11 protein-coding genes are annotated in these 15,822 nt (G+C 43.8%); 1 reads left to right on the top strand and 10 read right to left on the bottom strand.

What is annotated here, in order from left to right; translation table 11 throughout:
* Nucleotides 1-40 precede the first annotated feature (40 nt).
* The 3 genes from asmA to apbC all read right to left on the bottom strand — a co-directional run bounded on the left by asmA (nucleotide 41) and on the right by apbC (nucleotide 3,930).
* Nucleotides 41-1,909, bottom strand: coding sequence for an outer membrane assembly protein AsmA (gene asmA / locus I2494_RS14230; protein ID WP_218467413.1), 1,869 nt, complete (start codon nucleotides 1,907-1,909; stop codon nucleotides 41-43).
* A gap of 49 nt (nucleotides 1,910-1,958) precedes the next feature.
* Entirely contained in the window at nucleotides 1,959-2,540 is a 582-nt protein-coding gene (gene dcd, locus I2494_RS14235; RefSeq protein WP_130590862.1) for a dCTP deaminase, read from the bottom strand.
* Between the two features lie 274 nt (nucleotides 2,541-2,814).
* Nucleotides 2,815-3,930 carry an iron-sulfur cluster carrier protein ApbC gene (gene apbC, locus I2494_RS14240; RefSeq protein WP_218467414.1) on the bottom strand — a complete coding sequence of 372 codons (1,116 nt, stop codon included), beginning with the start codon at nucleotides 3,928-3,930 and terminating at the stop codon, nucleotides 2,815-2,817.
* Nucleotides 3,931-4,214: 284 nt separating this feature from the next.
* On the opposite strand from apbC, the gene metG reads away from it, so the two are divergent.
* On the top strand, nucleotides 4,215-6,260 hold the full coding sequence (metG, locus tag I2494_RS14245) for a methionine--tRNA ligase (RefSeq protein ID WP_218467415.1): 2,046 nt from the start codon (nucleotides 4,215-4,217) through the stop codon (nucleotides 6,258-6,260).
* Between the two features lie 162 nt (nucleotides 6,261-6,422).
* Here metG and cirA read toward each other — a convergent pair whose 3' ends face one another.
* From cirA to I2494_RS14280, 7 genes are all read right to left on the bottom strand, one after another.
* Nucleotides 6,423-8,384, bottom strand: coding sequence for a catecholate siderophore receptor CirA (gene cirA / locus I2494_RS14250; protein ID WP_218467416.1), 1,962 nt, complete (start codon nucleotides 8,382-8,384; stop codon nucleotides 6,423-6,425).
* A gap of 342 nt (nucleotides 8,385-8,726) precedes the next feature.
* Nucleotides 8,727-10,871, bottom strand: coding sequence for a TonB-dependent receptor domain-containing protein (locus tag I2494_RS14255; protein WP_228350965.1), 2,145 nt, complete (start codon nucleotides 10,869-10,871; stop codon nucleotides 8,727-8,729).
* A 136-nt stretch (nucleotides 10,872-11,007) separates the two neighbouring features.
* Nucleotides 11,008-11,796: an ABC transporter ATP-binding protein gene (locus tag I2494_RS14260; protein ID WP_218467418.1), complete on the bottom strand. Its 789-nt coding sequence runs from the start codon at nucleotides 11,794-11,796 to the stop codon at nucleotides 11,008-11,010.
* Nucleotides 11,793-12,875: a FecCD family ABC transporter permease gene (locus I2494_RS14265; protein WP_218467419.1), complete on the bottom strand. Its 1,083-nt coding sequence runs from the start codon at nucleotides 12,873-12,875 to the stop codon at nucleotides 11,793-11,795. Before I2494_RS14265 ends, I2494_RS14260 begins: the two co-directional genes overlap by 4 nt.
* 28 nt (nucleotides 12,876-12,903) lie before the next feature.
* A complete protein-coding gene (locus tag I2494_RS14270; RefSeq protein ID WP_218467420.1) occupies nucleotides 12,904-14,052 on the bottom strand; it encodes an ABC transporter substrate-binding protein in 1,149 nt (382 codons plus the stop codon).
* 237 nt (nucleotides 14,053-14,289) lie between these two features.
* Entirely contained in the window at nucleotides 14,290-15,165 is an 876-nt protein-coding gene (locus I2494_RS14275; RefSeq protein WP_218467421.1) for a tetratricopeptide repeat protein, read from the bottom strand.
* A 5-nt stretch (nucleotides 15,166-15,170) separates the two neighbouring features.
* The gene (locus I2494_RS14280) at nucleotides 15,171-15,539 is read right to left on the bottom strand and encodes a hypothetical protein (protein ID WP_130590870.1); all 369 of its coding nucleotides are present in this window, start codon (nucleotides 15,537-15,539) and stop codon (nucleotides 15,171-15,173) included.
* Between the last annotated feature and the right edge of the window lie 283 nt (nucleotides 15,540-15,822).

Below are 15,822 nucleotides of genomic sequence, written 5' to 3' on the forward strand. Positions count from 1 at the left end.
TATATGAAGAAGGCGCATAATGCGCCTTCTTTTTTCATCACTATCTTAATTTTTCCAATAGCTTCTGGATGTCTTTGCTCTCTTGCTTATCTTTATTCTTATCCATCCATTTATCGATAGCTTTACCCACTTCCCCTTTCAGTTGATCTCTCAGAATTTGTTCTACGTTCAACTGATAGTTAAGCTTACTCCATGGCCCATAAATACGTAAAGGAATCACACTTTTTTGTAGTAGTGAAACAATATCAGACTTGCCCTGCCAGCCTTGCGTTACATTGATATTTAATCTCATGTCGCAAGATTTAGCAGGCAGATTCAATACACCGGTTCCGGCTACCGTCAGAAGCTCAGATGCGCCATTCATACGGGTTACTTTAAGCTGTCCTTGATTGAAAACCGTATCAACGACCAGATTTTTCACTTCAGTATAGCGTTCATAATGTTCCATTCCCCTCACATCACTGTTGCTACGGGAAGCAGCTTGCTGAATCAGCTGTTGGATATTTAACCCATGCAGGCGCGCCTGATTAATATTGATATGCGCATACCCCTGCCAACCTTTTTCCAAATCATTGATATTGCTATTCACGTTATTGAAAGTACCCTGCGCCGTCACCGTTCCGGTTAACGTTTGCGGATAATTTAACGTTTTCAGCAAATCCCCTAACGCGACATTTTGTACCGTTGGCTTGAGCGTAATTTTTGGCACTGAAGAAGTTGCATCTACAGTTCCCGTTGCTTTAAGGGAACCACCCGCAATAACCGCTTGTAAAGAGTCAATCACCGCGTTCCCTTGCTGATTGCTTCCCTTCATCACCACCGAGCTGGCAGGAATACCGCGATAAACCAGATTATTAATCTCAAGATCCAACTGAGCCTTAAAAGTCTGTAAAAAGGTTAAATCAGGCTGAACACTCAACCCATTGGCGGAAGAAGTTACCGGGGCTGGTGTTTCTTTGGCGCTGGTGATTGCCCCCTCTTCGCTACTACCGCTAATCACCTTCGGTGGGAAAAGTTGATCCAGATTCAGCGTATCCGCCTTCACCGCCAGGGTATAAACCGGTGTGTCATCCAATGATGCAGATATATCCGCAGTAACGTGATTGCCGTTAAAGGTTAATGCCAGCGGAGATATTTTCATACTCGGTGGTGAATTCAGATAAGCCAGATTAAAGCTACCACTACCCTGAATACCTTCCACAGGAATATCAGCGCCCTGTAACTGATAATCAAGGCTACTGACCGCAAGCTCTAACCCTTGTGGAAAGTGATTCAGATTTAATCCACCATCCAGTGAAAAACTTAATTCTCGCTGATCCCGATTAATACGCGCTTTCGCAGTAACATCAGCTTTACGGGCGTCCGTACGAGTCAGCGTCAGATTAATATCCCGTACATTGATAATATCGTTTTCACTACGCTGCCAAACCAGCAGGCTGTCGGCTATTTTTACTTTACTCAGCTCAAGAGACCAGGCTGATGCCGTTGATTCCGCGGGAGATTTCGGAGCATGTGTCCCCGCCGGAGCAATCGGGGCATTCTGTGATTTTTGGCTTTGAGTTTCCGGAACCAACTGAATAACGCCGCCTTTCAAGACGACGTTCTTAACGATTAACTGGTGAGATAACAGCGGAAATAGCTCAACATCCAGGCGTACATTCTCAGCACCAATTATTGGTTTGGAGGCACCCGGCGCAGTCAGACTCATTTGCCCGGCCAGAATACTTAGCTGAGGCCAAACGTGCCAACGCAGATCCCCTTCGATTTTTAACTGATAGCCGGTTTTATTTTCGACGTTTTTCACCATGTAATCACGAAAGTCATTCGGATTAATCAATAGAATCAGCGCTGTCATTCCGGCAACTACCACTACCAGAATGATCGCCAATGTGGTTAAGAATCGTCTCATGGAATACTGTCCCCAACGGTTAGCACATTTAATCCATCAAATTAATAAGTTAGTCTTTATCAATGCGGCTGGCTACGGCGCCCTGCTGCCCTTTATATTTTGCATCTTCACGACGATGATAAGGTCTGGCAGCTGGCCCACTCAAAGGTTCAAAACTCAATGCGCCAATTACCATGCCCGGGCGTAGCGCTAATGGTAATTTACCTGAATTATAAAACTCCAACACAATCTTACCCTGCCAGCCGGGATCAATACGATGCGCAGTAACATGAACCATTAGGCCTAAACGAGCCAGCGAAGAGCGTCCATCTAACCAGCCGACAATATCGTCAGGAATCGATACTGACTCCAACGTCACCGCTAAAGCTAACTCGCCAGGATGCAGGAAAAAAGGCTCATCCTCTGTCAGATTGATCTCATCACTCATTACCTTCTCAAGGGCTGCTGAGACTTCTTCTTTTGGCCCACTCAGATCGATATAAGCTGCAGTATGACCAAGAAATACGCGAAACTGATTACCTAAACGAACATCAACGGTTGCACCATTAATTCGCTCAACAGGCGGACGGGGCGTTATTTTAAGCTTGCCGCTATCAAGGTAGGCTTCAATATCCCGATCGCATAATCTCATGGCGGTAACTCTCCTGTGCTTTAGTTGCTTCGCTTCAGTACTTGCTATGATTTCAAATAATTAAAATCAATAATCTCGATATATTATCATCAGTTTGCCAGAGTATCCCTTTAATAATAGCGGGACTCCGTTAACAGGTGCTTTATTATCCAGCGAAAACGGCAATATGTCGTCTCTGGAGTCATAAATGAAGAGGAGATAAAAATAGAAAATATTTCGACAGAAATATCCCGGCAGTAAAGCAAACACCGGGATATCTCAAACAAGCGGCAAATTACAGCATGGTTCTGATATTAATTTCAGATGGAATGGTATGTCCCTGCCAGTAGAGTTCCGCAGCAATCTTAGCCGCGACCTGGCGATACAGCTCACTAAACTCACTGCCCGGATTTGAAATCACTGTTGGTTGACCGCGATCCAGATCTTCACGAATCGTGATATGCAGCGGTAATTGGCCTAACAGTTGACTACCGTGTTTTGCAATCAGTTTTTCTGCGCCACCGGTACCAAAAATAGCTTCCTGATGGCCGCAATTGCTGCAAATATGAATGCTCATATTTTCAACAATACCCAACACCGGAACGTGAACCTTCTCAAACATCACCAGCCCTTTCATTGCATCGACTAATGCAACATCTTGCGGAGTAGTAACGATAACCGCTCCCGTCACTGGAATGTTTTGCGACAGCGTCAGTTGAATATCACCAGTTCCCGGTGGCATATCAATCACCAGATAGTCTAAATCAGGCCATAAGGTATCTTGTAGTAGCTGTAACAGCGCTTTGCTAGCCATTGGGCCACGCCATACCATGGCGTTACCGTCTTCCACCAGATAACCAATGGAGTTAGTTGCCAAACCATGCGCCATAATAGGAGCCATATGCTCGCCATCCGGTGAGGTTGGACGCTCATTGGCCGTACCCAACATGGTTGGAATAGAAGGACCATAAATGTCAGCATCAAGAATGCCCACTTTGACACCTTCGGCTGCCAGCGCCAGCGCCAGGTTCACCGCAGTACTGGATTTACCTACACCGCCTTTACCGGAACTCACAGCAATAATGTTTTTTACACCTTTTACTCCGGCCTGATCGTTAGCACGCTTCAGAGTGACCACATTATTATGTAAACGCCATTCAATAGAAGCTGCGCCAGTGGCTTTAATCAGCTCGGCACTCTTTTCTGCTTTTAATGCCTCAAACCCGGTTTTCCAGGCAAATGGCATATGCAATTCGATATGTAATACGTTATCTAACATTGCACAGTGATGAAGAGCTTTAAGCTGGCTCAAATTTTTCTTTAGTGTTGGATGGGTAAACGTGGCGAGCAGCTCTGTAACCTGATGGTTTAATGCTTCTGGCGTCACTGACCCCTGGGATTGTTGGCTCATCCCTACTCCTCTTTATTATCAGCTAGTTTTACGACAAACATGGCTATACATGAATGGTGACTCATACTGCCTATTAGCATAACAGATGACGAATAAAAACACGTAACCTTGTTCTGCGGCCATCTCTCTTCAATAACCGGTTTCATCGATAAAAAGAAGCGATGCCTGCGCTCAATCAAAAATTATCGTCATCAGAAAGAAATAGCACCTAGCCGAGTGTGATTCAATCAGTTAACATCAATGGTTCCCATTCATTCCACTTAATAAAAGATAAGACACTAACTATGGCTCAAGTCGCGAAAAAAATACTGGTGACCTGTGCGCTACCATACGCAAACGGTTCAATTCATCTCGGTCATATTCTCGAGCATATTCAGGCAGACATTTGGGTCCGTTATCAGCGAATGCGTGGACACCAGGTTAACTTCATCTGTGCTGATGATGCCCACGGCACACCAATCATGCTGAAAGCTCAGCAGCTTGGTGTTACCCCTGAGAGCATGATTGATGAGATGAGCCGTGAACACCAGAAGGATTTCGCAGGCTTCTCCATTAGTTACGATAACTATCACTCCACACACAGTGAAGAGAACCGTGAGTTATCCGAACTTATCTATGGTCGGTTAAAATCTAACGGATTTATTAAAAACCGCACTATTTCTCAGCTGTACGATCCTGAGAAATCGATGTTTCTGCCAGATCGCTTTGTAAAAGGCACTTGCCCAAGATGTAAAGCGCCAGACCAATACGGTGACAACTGTGAGGTTTGTGGCGCCACTTACAGCCCTACAGAGCTGATCAACCCACGCTCTGTAGTTTCAGGTGCAACACCAGAAATGCGTGAAACCGAACACTTCTTCTTTGATCTGCCGGCATTTCAGGAAATGCTACAGGCCTGGACTCGTTCAGGTGCATTACAGGAGCAAGTGGCAAACAAAATGCAGGAGTGGTTTGATACCGGTCTGCAACAATGGGATATCACCCGTGATGCCCCTTACTTCGGTTTCGAAATTCCGGATGCGCCGGGCAAATACTTCTATGTCTGGCTGGATGCACCAATTGGCTATATGGGTTCATTTAAAAACCTGTGTAACAAGCGTGATGATTTAAGCTTTGATGAATACTGGCGTGAAGGTTCCGATACCGAGCTTTATCACTTTATCGGTAAAGATATTGTCTACTTCCACAGCCTATTCTGGCCTGCAATGTTGGAAGGCAGCCAGTTCCGTAAACCAAGCAACCTGTTTGTACATGGTTATGTCACGGTTAACGGCGCTAAGATGTCTAAATCTCGCGGTACTTTTATTCAGGCAAGTACCTATCTGAAGCATCTGGACCCGGATTGTCTGCGTTATTACTACGCAGCGAAGCTCTCTTCCCGTATTGATGATATCGATCTCAATCTGGAAGACTTTGTACAGCGAGTTAATGCCGATATCGTGAATAAAGTGGTTAACCTGGCATCCCGTAATGCCGGATTTATCAGCAAGCGGTTTGATGGCCAATTGTCCACTAAACTGGCTGATTCAGAGCTTTATAAAACCTTTATCCAATCAGCAAAAACTATTGCTGAATACTATGACCAACGTGAATTCAACAAAGCAATTCGCGAAATTATGGCTCTGGCCGATATCGCTAACCGCTACGTTGATGAACAAGCACCTTGGGTAGTAGCGAAAGAAGAAGGCCGGGATGAAGATCTACAGCTGATTTGTTCGATGGGCATCAATATGTTCCGCGTATTGATGACCTATCTGAAGCCGGTTTTACCATCGCTGACTGAACGTGCAGAAGCATTTCTGAATAAAGAGCTGCATTGGGATGAGATTGAACAACCATTATTGGGTCATAAAGTTAACGGATTTAAAGCGCTGTTTAACCGTATTGATAGCGATAAAGTTGATGCCATGATTGAATCATCCAAAGCCGACCTACAGGCCATGCAGTCCGGTGCACCAAAAGCAGAAGCCACTGGCCCGTTAGCTGATGAGCCGATTGCTGAAACTATTACGTTTGATGATTTTGCTAAAGTTGATCTACGCGTCGCACTGATCAAGCAAGCCGAAGAAGTAGAAGGTTCAGACAAGCTACTACGCCTGACGCTGGATCTGGGCGGTGAAATTCGTCAGGTGTTCTCTGGTATCAAGAGTGCCTATCCCGATCCAAAAGCCCTTGAAGGCCGTCTGACCGTGATGGTGGCTAATCTGGCACCAAGAAAGATGCGTTTTGGTATATCAGAAGGCATGGTGATGGCGGCGGGCCCTGGCGGAAAGGATATCTTCCTGTTAACGCCTGATAGCGGCGCCCAACCGGGAATGTCGGTTAAGTAACGTTTATACGGTATTAAAATAAGGGCTATAAAATCTTTATAGCCCTTTATGTATCATTTCTTGTTTTAGCGAATATCCCGACCGTAAATTGAATTGTCCTTATTATCTTCCTGCCCGGTCTGAAGAACCTATACTTTGAATATTCTCAGTTAAGCAATAACATCAGAATGAATAATCTGCTGCGACAAAATAACGACGCCCCTCTTCGTTATAACTGTAAATATCCCGATCCAGCTCTTTGTCCAACAGGTTTAATACGCCGGCGCGTAATTTCAGGTTTTTAGTTGCCTGATATGCTCCCCCGGTGTTCCAGACTACATAACCACCCGGTGTGGATACCGCTGGCGTAAGAGAACGCTGCTTGCCAGTATAGTTAGCTGAAGTGTAGAAAGACCAGTCATCAGTTGGTTTCCAGTCCAGCGTACCGTTGGCCGTATGGAATGGACGCTCCTGCAATGGCTTATTGCCGCCGTTGCTTAAATCACGAGCATCGTTATAGGTGTAATTTAACCGTACTTTCCAGGCGTCATTAATCGGAACAGCGACTTCGGTTTCAACCCCACGAACCCGTGCTTTATTCACGTTATAGTAAGCAAACATAGGTTTTCCCGTTGCCGGATCAAAACCAATGAAGTTAGGATAGTTAACAGCATCCCCTTTATTAGCAGTACGCGTAATGTTAATCATATCTTCAACATTATTTTCGAATATTGTAATGCTACCGCTTACTCCATCCAGAATGCCTTCATCTCCAGCGTAATAGACACCAAGTTCATAGTTTTCACTGGTTTCCGGTTTCAGATCGGGTGTTCCTGAAATAATACAGGATCCCCGACAAGAGTTAGATTGCCAGTCGGGGCTTAGCTGTAACAGTGACGGCGCTTTAAAGGCTTTCGCCCAACCACCCTTTAAGGTCACTGTATTGGTTGCGTTATAGACCAGATAGGCTCTCGGGCTCCAGTGGTCTCCATAATCTTCATGGTCATCAACTCGGGTACCTGCCGTTAGAGCCAGATTATCAAAAATACGCCACTCATCTTCCAGGAACAGGGCATGCTGCTTGCTGGAGGTCGAGCCACTTCCCTGCAGGTTTACCGGATCCTTTAACTCATCATGACGCAGTTCACCACCAAAGGTCATGGTTTGATTAATAGCGTCAATTGGCAGAATAAATTTACCATCCAGTGAGTTGTTTTCCGATGTCAGCTTCTGAGTGGTGTAGTTATCAATCTTTTCGCCATAAAAACGTAATTCTGAACTGGCGAATCCCCAACGGCCATTATGTGACAGGCCATAATTTTGACGCTCAAGACGCGTCCTATCCAGCGAGTCCGATTCTCTGTCCTGACGGTCAAAACCGTAATTCATCAGAAACTCATGATCATTATTAGGCGTGACTGAGAATTCAACATTACCATCACGGCTGTTGTATCCTTCAATAGCCCCTGTCGTTCCAGTGGCGCTGGTTGCCGACTTATTCGGCTTATCCTTATCCCGGTGGGCAAAGTTACCATAGGTTTTTACCGATAGCAGATCGTCAATTAAAGGCCCACTGGCATAAAGACTGGTGTTAAAACTGTCCCGTTTATCTCGGTTTTCCTGAATGGTGCTGTCGACACTGACCGAGCCGGCCCAGCTCTTTTTCACCTTCTTGGTAATGATATTAACCACGCCACCCAAAGCATCAGAACCATACAGAGAAGACATCGGCCCACGTACCACTTCAATGCGTTCAATCGCATTAACCGGAACCCAGCTCAAGTCATAATCGTTATGGCGAAACACGGCATTGCGAGAACTAACGCGTTTACCGTCTACCAGAATCAACGTATATCCGCTATCCAAACCACGAATACTGACACCTTTACGATTATCTCCTTCATTAGTTAACTGAATTCCCGGTACTTCCTGCAAAATATCTTTCAGATTTTGCACCGGTTTCTTTTGTAAATCCTCACCGGTAATAACGCTGATACTCGCTGGAGCATCTTTGATGTTCTGCTCTACAGCTGAAGCGGTTACCACCATAGTGTCATCAACCGCGGACAAAGCCGAAGTACTGGTCAATATAATTGGTACAAATATCCCTGCCCGAATAATTGGATTAAGTACAAACCTGGTCATCTAAATCCTCTACCATTGGTAATGATAATAATTTTTTATAATAATTATTATTAACAGTTAGAATTAAATGCTCACTATTCCAAAAAATTCCAAGCATAATCATATCCATTAGGTTTATATGGATATTAATATCCGTCTATTTCTAAAATACGATGTGATTAGCAAGGAATGAATACATTAAAACAAATGATAATCATTATCAATAAATTGATACAAAAAAACACATTTAAATTAACATTGTTAATACTAAGGAATTAAAGTGACAGGCAAGACATCGGAGGGTCATACGATAAAAAAGCCGTGATAATTATCACGGCTTTTAATGTTAACAGGTTGCTTTTATCAGAATGAAGCGGTTATTGAAGCGTAGTAAGTTCTTCCCGGAACATAATAGTTATTACCGGATGAAGCACTTCCTGATGGCTCAGAAGAGACAGGATCTTTATCGAACAGGTTATCGATACCGGCATTAAAGCGGAAATTCTTAGTTATCTTATATTGTCCAGATAAACCATAAAGCGTGTAAGAATTTCTGATACGTGCCGTTGCGGTACTGCCGCGAGATTCCTGATCGGCTTTATTGTTTAAGCCTAACATTTTTCCGTAATAATGAGCGCTGAATGAGAAATCAAGATCCTGTGTTACGCTCCAGTCCAGCGATGAATAACTGGTGAATTTAGGCGTAGTGACCAGCATCACCCCCTGATCGTCCTCTGCTTTTATCATACGGGTATAGTTATTACGTAAGGTTAATTTCTGCAGAAACTGGCCTTTTGGCTCACTGATCAGAGGAATATTCAGATTACCTTCAATGCCCTGAGTTCTGGCGGAATCCAGATTAACTCGTTCTAGCCAGTAACGACCCGATTTATCTCCGGTGATATAGCCAATTGGCGCAGTAGCTAATTTATTTTTGAAACGACTATCAAAGAAAGTGATGCCTGCATCCCATCCTTCATAATTAAATAACGCACCAACTTCCCAGTTTTCGGAAGTTTCAGGCTTCAGATTGCCATTACTGACGATATAACAACCACCACCGGTATAGTCTGCATAACCATTACATCCGGCGCCTTTTGACTCTTCAACAAAGCCCGGACTGGCCTGACGTATCGTTGGCGCTTTGAAGCCTTCTGAATATCCACCTTTCAATGTCAGATAATCATTAGCCTGATAAACCAGATAGGCTCTCGGTGTGGTTTGATCGCCATATTCGGTATCATCATAGCGAACCCCCAGCGTCAACGTCAGATCGTCTAATAAACCAATCTGATCTTCAACGAATACCCCTTTGCTGGTTGCCTCACCGGTATGTGTGCCATAAGAAGCGGCAGCATACTTATTGGTGCCCATCGATCTTGGGTTGTTAAGTTCTTCTTTCATCCACTGACCACCAATAGTGACATTGTGTGGTAACCAAAGCTCGAAAGGTAGATTGATATCCCCTTCAATAATCTTATCTTTGCCTCGGATTTTGGTATCTTCAGTCCCTACCAGTGAACCACCAGAAATCACCGGTACATCGCTGGCTGAGTTTTTATATTTATTCTCATAAGCGGTTAATCTGACGCTACCAAAATCAAATAGTCCACGGTAAGCTGCCGAATAATTTTCACGTTCCAGCTTGGAAATACCACGTAAACCAACTTCATCACCATCCAGAGTCTCGCCAGGAATACCCTCTTCCGTTCCCTGTAATGTACCAATACTTACCTGATGGTTATCCGTGATATCCCAACTTAAGTCTGCACCATAGCTATAACGTTTCTTACCTTCCTGACCGCTCCCCCAACGCAAAGCTCCGGTATCGGTTTTATCCGCATCACGTTTATTCCATGAGCCATTCATACGTAATGTGAAACCATTACCTAATGGGCCGCCAACACTACCGGTATAGGTAGTCGTTTCACCACTTTTAGAATCTTCTGGCTGACGAGTACCGATAGTTAAAGCGCCGTTCCACTCTTTATTGTTCTTTTTAGTGATAATGTTAACTACCCCACCCATGGCATCAGAACCATATAGCGTAGACATTGGGCCTCGAACAATTTCAATGCGTTCAATAGACTCAACCGGGATCCAGTTAATATCATCAAAATAGTTTTGCTGGGTTGTCTTAAGACCATTACTGGAACCAATACGCTTTCCATCTACCAATAACAACGTATAGGAAGCAGGCATACCACGTAATTGAATGCCGGAACTCACATCAGTACCAATAGCTTTACTTACCCCTGCAACACGTTCAAGAATATCAGCAAGATCGGTTGATGCCGTCCCCATCTCTTTTTCTAACTGTTCAGCTGTCACCACGGAAATACTGGCAGGTGCATCCTTAAAGCGTTGCTCCACACCGGATGCTGTCACTACCATAACATTACCACTATCATTCTCTTCAGCTATAGCTTGCGTAGCTGCCAGCCCTAATAGCGGAAGACAAAAACCAGCATATTTTATTGGATTAAATTTAAATGTGTTTGTGTTCATCCCTTCATCCATAAATGTAAATACAAAATAAAAAAGAACGCTAATGATAATTAATATCATTAGCGTTACGAAGGGATTAAAGCTTTTTTTGCGACCGTTATCTAACTTTTAACAAAAATATAAACAACTAACGCATTCAATATATTGGATGTTCGACTAAGCCATCGATTAATACCTGTGGGCGTCCCTGAGAACAGCGTTCAATACGACCTCGAACGCCATAAACTTGCGCCAGACTTTCTGGTGTGATCACTTCATCAGGTTTACCGTCAGCAATAAGATTGCCATTTTGCAGCATCAGAACATGATCTGCATGATGCAATGCAATATTGATATCATGAACCACGACAACCGTGATGATATTGCGTTTAACCGTCTCTTTACGTACTAAATCCATAACATGGAATTGATAGTTAAGATCCAGTGCACTTAATGGCTCATCAAGCAGTAAGAGTGAAGGTTGACGAATCAGAGATTGTGCTAAACCAACTAACTGTTTCTGCCCGCCTGAAAGCTGATCAAGATAACTTAATGCCAGATGAGAAATGCCGAGCTGCTGCAGTAATGCCATCACTTCAGCTTCACCTTTTTCAGTATGGCTACCACCTGAAGCTCGCTGAGCAACTACGATAGATTCAAGTACATGCAGATGTACACCGGCGGGTAATGACTGAGGCAGATAAACCACGCTTTTAGCCCGTTGAGCAAAAGGCTGTTTCATTAAATCCTGCCCATCCAGCAATAACTCACCTGTAGCATGATTCAAGCCGGCAAAAGAGCGTAATAATGTTGATTTTCCACTGCCATTAGGCCCTAACAGAACCGTGATTTCTCCTCTCGATAGCATCGGAATCGAGAGATCGGTAATAATATTTTTTCTCGGATAGCCCGCATTAAAGTGATTCGCTTGTAAACCAGTCATCATACCTGCCCTCTGTGGCGCAAAATGATGCTCAGGAAGAACGGAACACCAACCAATGAAGTCACAATACCAACCGGAATAATCACACCAGGAATCAGGTTTTTAGAGGCTACTGATGCCATCGACAATACCAATGCGCCAATTAAGGCACTGGCTGGCAAATAAAAGCGATGATCTTCACCAAAAATTAGACGAGCAATATGTGGGGCAACCAAACCAATAAATCCAATTGGCCCAACAAATGCCACTGCCAGAGCAGATAACATACTGATACGTAATAACGTTGTCAGACGTAAGCGACGAACATCAATACCAAAGCTGATTGCCCGGTCTTCACCCAGTCTTAACGCCGTCAACTTCCAGGCATTCATCATTGACCATGGAAACAGAACCAGGAACACGGCTAACAGAATACCTAATTTGATCCAGGTTGCTCGCGCCAGACTCCCCATAGTCCAAAAGACCAGCCCCTGAAGGGTATCTTCAGAAGCGATAAACTGCATCATGGAGACCAGAGCGTTGAAAGTGAATACTAATGCAATACCAAATAGCACCACGCCTGAAGTGGCAACCCTTGTCCAGCGAGTCACCGCATCCAGCATAAATGCTGCCAGCAAGGCAAAAATAAACGCATTGGCAGAAATAAACCATTGAGGATCAATACCGGGAATACCAATCCCTAATACGATAGCCAACGCGGCACCAAAAGCAGCCGCAGAAGAAACCCCTAAAGTGAAAGGGCTGGCTAATGGGTTATTCAGGATAGTTTGCATTTCTGCACCCGCCAACCCCAAAGCCATTCCTACTACGATTGCCATCAGGGCATAAGGCAGGCGAATATCCCAAACGATAACCTGAGTTCCGGCATCGACAGTTTCAGGGTGCCATAACGTTTGCCACAATTCTGCAATCGTGAGGCCCGAAGGCCCCATGATAAAATCAAGCACAAGAGATCCAATAATCGCCAGTAACACAATGGCTAAAATCATCAGGCGCTTACGCAAAATGCGATGATAACGACCCATTACACCCACTTCAGCCGGGGTATTAGCTTTTACTACCGAATTGCTACTTATGCTCATTCAATGACAACCATTGCTGCTTTATCGATTATTTATTATTTTCACCTACAGCACCTACCCAGTAGGTACCTGTTGGCTCAATGGCCAGGAAGTCTTTATACAGCGTCTTCATGGTCTCATTAGTATTGATATCTTTAAATTTCTCAGGATAGAACCACTTACCAAACTCCTGAATAGCCAGGACATTATAGGGGGAGTTATAGAAACTGTGCCAGATAGCATAAGTTCTCCCCTCTTTTACCGCTGGTAATGTGTCAATACCCTTACGTTTCAGGGCACTATCCAGACTGGTACGTGCCACATCATAAGAAACATCCGCACCCAATTTAACACCAGGCCCTTTAGCATCCGCACCACGAGCACCACTGGCAATATAAACATCAGGATTAGTCGCGATGATTTTTTCCAGATTAACTGTGCCTAACGCACCCGGTAATAAGTTTTTAGCGATATTTGCACCACCGGCTAAATCGATAAAGTCACCCATATTACCGTTACCTGCGGTACCACAACAGTCTTCTGCGGTTGCAGCTTTCAGCTCAATAAAGACTTTTGGCTTTTGGTCTTCAGGAATATCTTTAGTGACATTGGTAATTTTCGCCACGTTATCCTGATAGAACTTAATATAACGTTCTGCCTGCTCTTCCCGCTGCAAAGCTTTGCCCAGGATACGCATACTTGGCACTGTATTTTTCAGCGGTGCAGTCCGGAAATCAATAAATACAACCGGTACACCTGCTTTTTCTAACTGAGTAACCAGCTCACTACTGCGGCCCGGACCATGACCAGATAAACCAAAGATAGCCACATCAGGTTTAAGCGTCAGAACCTTTTCCGGACTGATGCTTTCAGCAGTGGTATTACCAATTAACGGAATTTTATCGATCTCAGGGAATTTAGCTTTATAAGCGGCATAAGTATGAGGGTCAAGCTTACGAAAATCACCTTGCCAGCCAGCAATACGATCCAGAGGCTTATCGCCTTCTAATAACGCAACAGCATAAATTAAGCGTCCTTCACCCAATAAAATACGATCGACTTTCTTGGGGAGCTCAACCTTGCGATCGGCTATATCAGTAATAGTTTCAGCCCATGCACCTGCACTCAATAATAGCGAACTTCCTAATAATAAGGATACGCTAAAGCGTTTTGCCAGCGAACCATTAAGTTGCTTCATAGATGATGCCTCTTCCCTACAGATTCAAAGATGCAAACAATAATGCAAAAGAGAATGATTATCAATAATAAAAGCCAAAGGGATAGTAAAAGGGAGATATAAGTCATACATCGTTAAAGCGTGGGAATAATCGAAGGGAGATTTATCAAAAGTCACTAAAGCAAAATAAAAAAACCGGAAAGCGCGTATTATCAATTAGATGACAATACAGGCTTTCCGGCCTTATCTGAAACGGTATTAATATTCAGTAAAAACTAAATTTTTTCTGGTTGGTGAATACATTGAAATGTATTGCTGAGCCAAACTCTTGGAAGATGCCAACTTACCGGCTTTACTCAGAACCGGAGTCAGTTTTTCCATCACCATCTTCGCAGTGCCAGCGATATCACTGTCACCGTATTTAGCAACGGTCGCGTACCAGGCATAAGCTTGTTGATCGTCTTTTGCAACGCCCTGACCTAAGTAATAAGAGCCCGCCAAATTAAATTGTGCTTCAGTAACACCCTGATTGGCTGCTTTTGTATACCAGTAGACAGCCTGTTCCGGATCTTGAGGGACACCTTCACCGTGGGTATAGGCCGCACCTAAGTTATTCTGAGAGTTGGCAATACCCTGTTTGGCCGCCAGACTATCCCAATAAATGGATTGTTCAAGGTTGAACTCTACGCCCTTGCCATTCAAATAGGCGGAAGCAACTTGCCCCTGAGCGCGAGCATTACCCTGTTCGGCTGCTTTTTTATACCAATTAAAAGCTTCCGTATAATCAGGCATCATATCTACGCCGTTTGCATACATATCTGCCAATTGAAGCTGAGAATCAACATTACCACTGATTGCTGAAGATTTAATCCACCCCAGCCCTTGTGCTTTTTCACCTGATGCTAAAAGAATGTCACCCATCCTACGCTGAGCTATCTGATCGCCTGCATTCCCCTGTTTTTGAATTTGAGAAAGGTACTGCTGCAGACCACCTAACATATTCTGTTGTGAAGGATCAATTGGCTGACCAAATGCGGAAGACGCCTCATCGTTCTGTTTTTTGTCGACGCAACCAGACACCATTAGTGTTAAAACGCTTAGAATCAATGCACAGTGATAACGTTTAATTAACATAGATATTATTTCCTGTCTGCTTGCTCTAACAATAATGAGTAGATTTGGCCATCAATATGCTGACAGGTTCTGGCAAGTTTCGCCTGATAAACGCTATCCATGACATTCACAGTATCGGGTCCCAATGTTGAACGCATAGCAAGATACTTAGTTGCCGTTTCCATGTTCGAATCCATCATCATTTTGCTCTGATTATAGCTGTTAAAATCGAGCTTCTTTAATGTTTCCAAACGAACAAGACATCCCTGAAAACGCTGGTTATACGACTGTTCGTTACTATTAGCCTGTTGGGTGTTCTTTTTTTCGAACTTCGCACAACCGTTGATGCTAATAAGGACCAGCCCTACTGCGGCCAACATCAATGTTCTTTTCATCAATCTGTTACCTTAAAAAATTGATTGCAGTTTTATAAATTATAGATGTATCGCATGATACAAACCAAGGTCGATCGCATATAACGCAAGCAATAAAATGAGTATCGCTAAACAACTTCAGATCGTTCTGGTTACAATTAAAGATACAAAACGAAAAGCAGCACAACCTCGCCAAAGCGAAACCTATCCAATCTTAGCACAGTTTAATATAACACCGTGAAAAGAGATATGAATATAGTATTCATCAAATAAGTTGATCACACTTTTGGAATTTTATACCCAA

It is taken from the genome of Limnobaculum allomyrinae, from assembly GCF_016649425.1.
GTDB lineage: Bacteria > Pseudomonadota > Gammaproteobacteria > Enterobacterales > Enterobacteriaceae > Limnobaculum > Limnobaculum allomyrinae.

Excerpts from the sequence above, each read along its gene's own strand:
- dcd (WP_130590862.1), bottom strand. The coding sequence starts at position 2,540 with ATGAGATTATGCGATCGGGATATTGAAGCCTACCTTGATAGCGGCAAG.
- apbC (WP_218467414.1), bottom strand. The coding sequence starts at position 3,930 with ATGAGCCAACAATCCCAGGGGTCAGTGACGCCAGAAGCATTAAACCAT.
- metG (WP_218467415.1), top strand. The coding sequence starts at position 4,215 with ATGGCTCAAGTCGCGAAAAAAATACTGGTGACCTGTGCGCTACCATAC.
- asmA (WP_218467413.1), bottom strand. The coding sequence starts at position 1,909 with ATGAGACGATTCTTAACCACATTGGCGATCATTCTGGTAGTGGTAGTT.
- I2494_RS14255 (WP_228350965.1), bottom strand. The coding sequence starts at position 10,871 with ATGAACACAAACACATTTAAATTTAATCCAATAAAATATGCTGGTTTT.
- I2494_RS14275 (WP_218467421.1), bottom strand. The coding sequence starts at position 15,165 with ATGTTAATTAAACGTTATCACTGTGCATTGATTCTAAGCGTTTTAACA.
- I2494_RS14270 (WP_218467420.1), bottom strand. The coding sequence starts at position 14,052 with ATGAAGCAACTTAATGGTTCGCTGGCAAAACGCTTTAGCGTATCCTTA.
- I2494_RS14265 (WP_218467419.1), bottom strand. The coding sequence starts at position 12,875 with ATGAGCATAAGTAGCAATTCGGTAGTAAAAGCTAATACCCCGGCTGAA.
- I2494_RS14260 (WP_218467418.1), bottom strand. The coding sequence starts at position 11,796 with ATGATGACTGGTTTACAAGCGAATCACTTTAATGCGGGCTATCCGAGA.
- cirA (WP_218467416.1), bottom strand. The coding sequence starts at position 8,384 with ATGACCAGGTTTGTACTTAATCCAATTATTCGGGCAGGGATATTTGTA.
- I2494_RS14280 (WP_130590870.1), bottom strand. The coding sequence starts at position 15,539 with ATGAAAAGAACATTGATGTTGGCCGCAGTAGGGCTGGTCCTTATTAGC.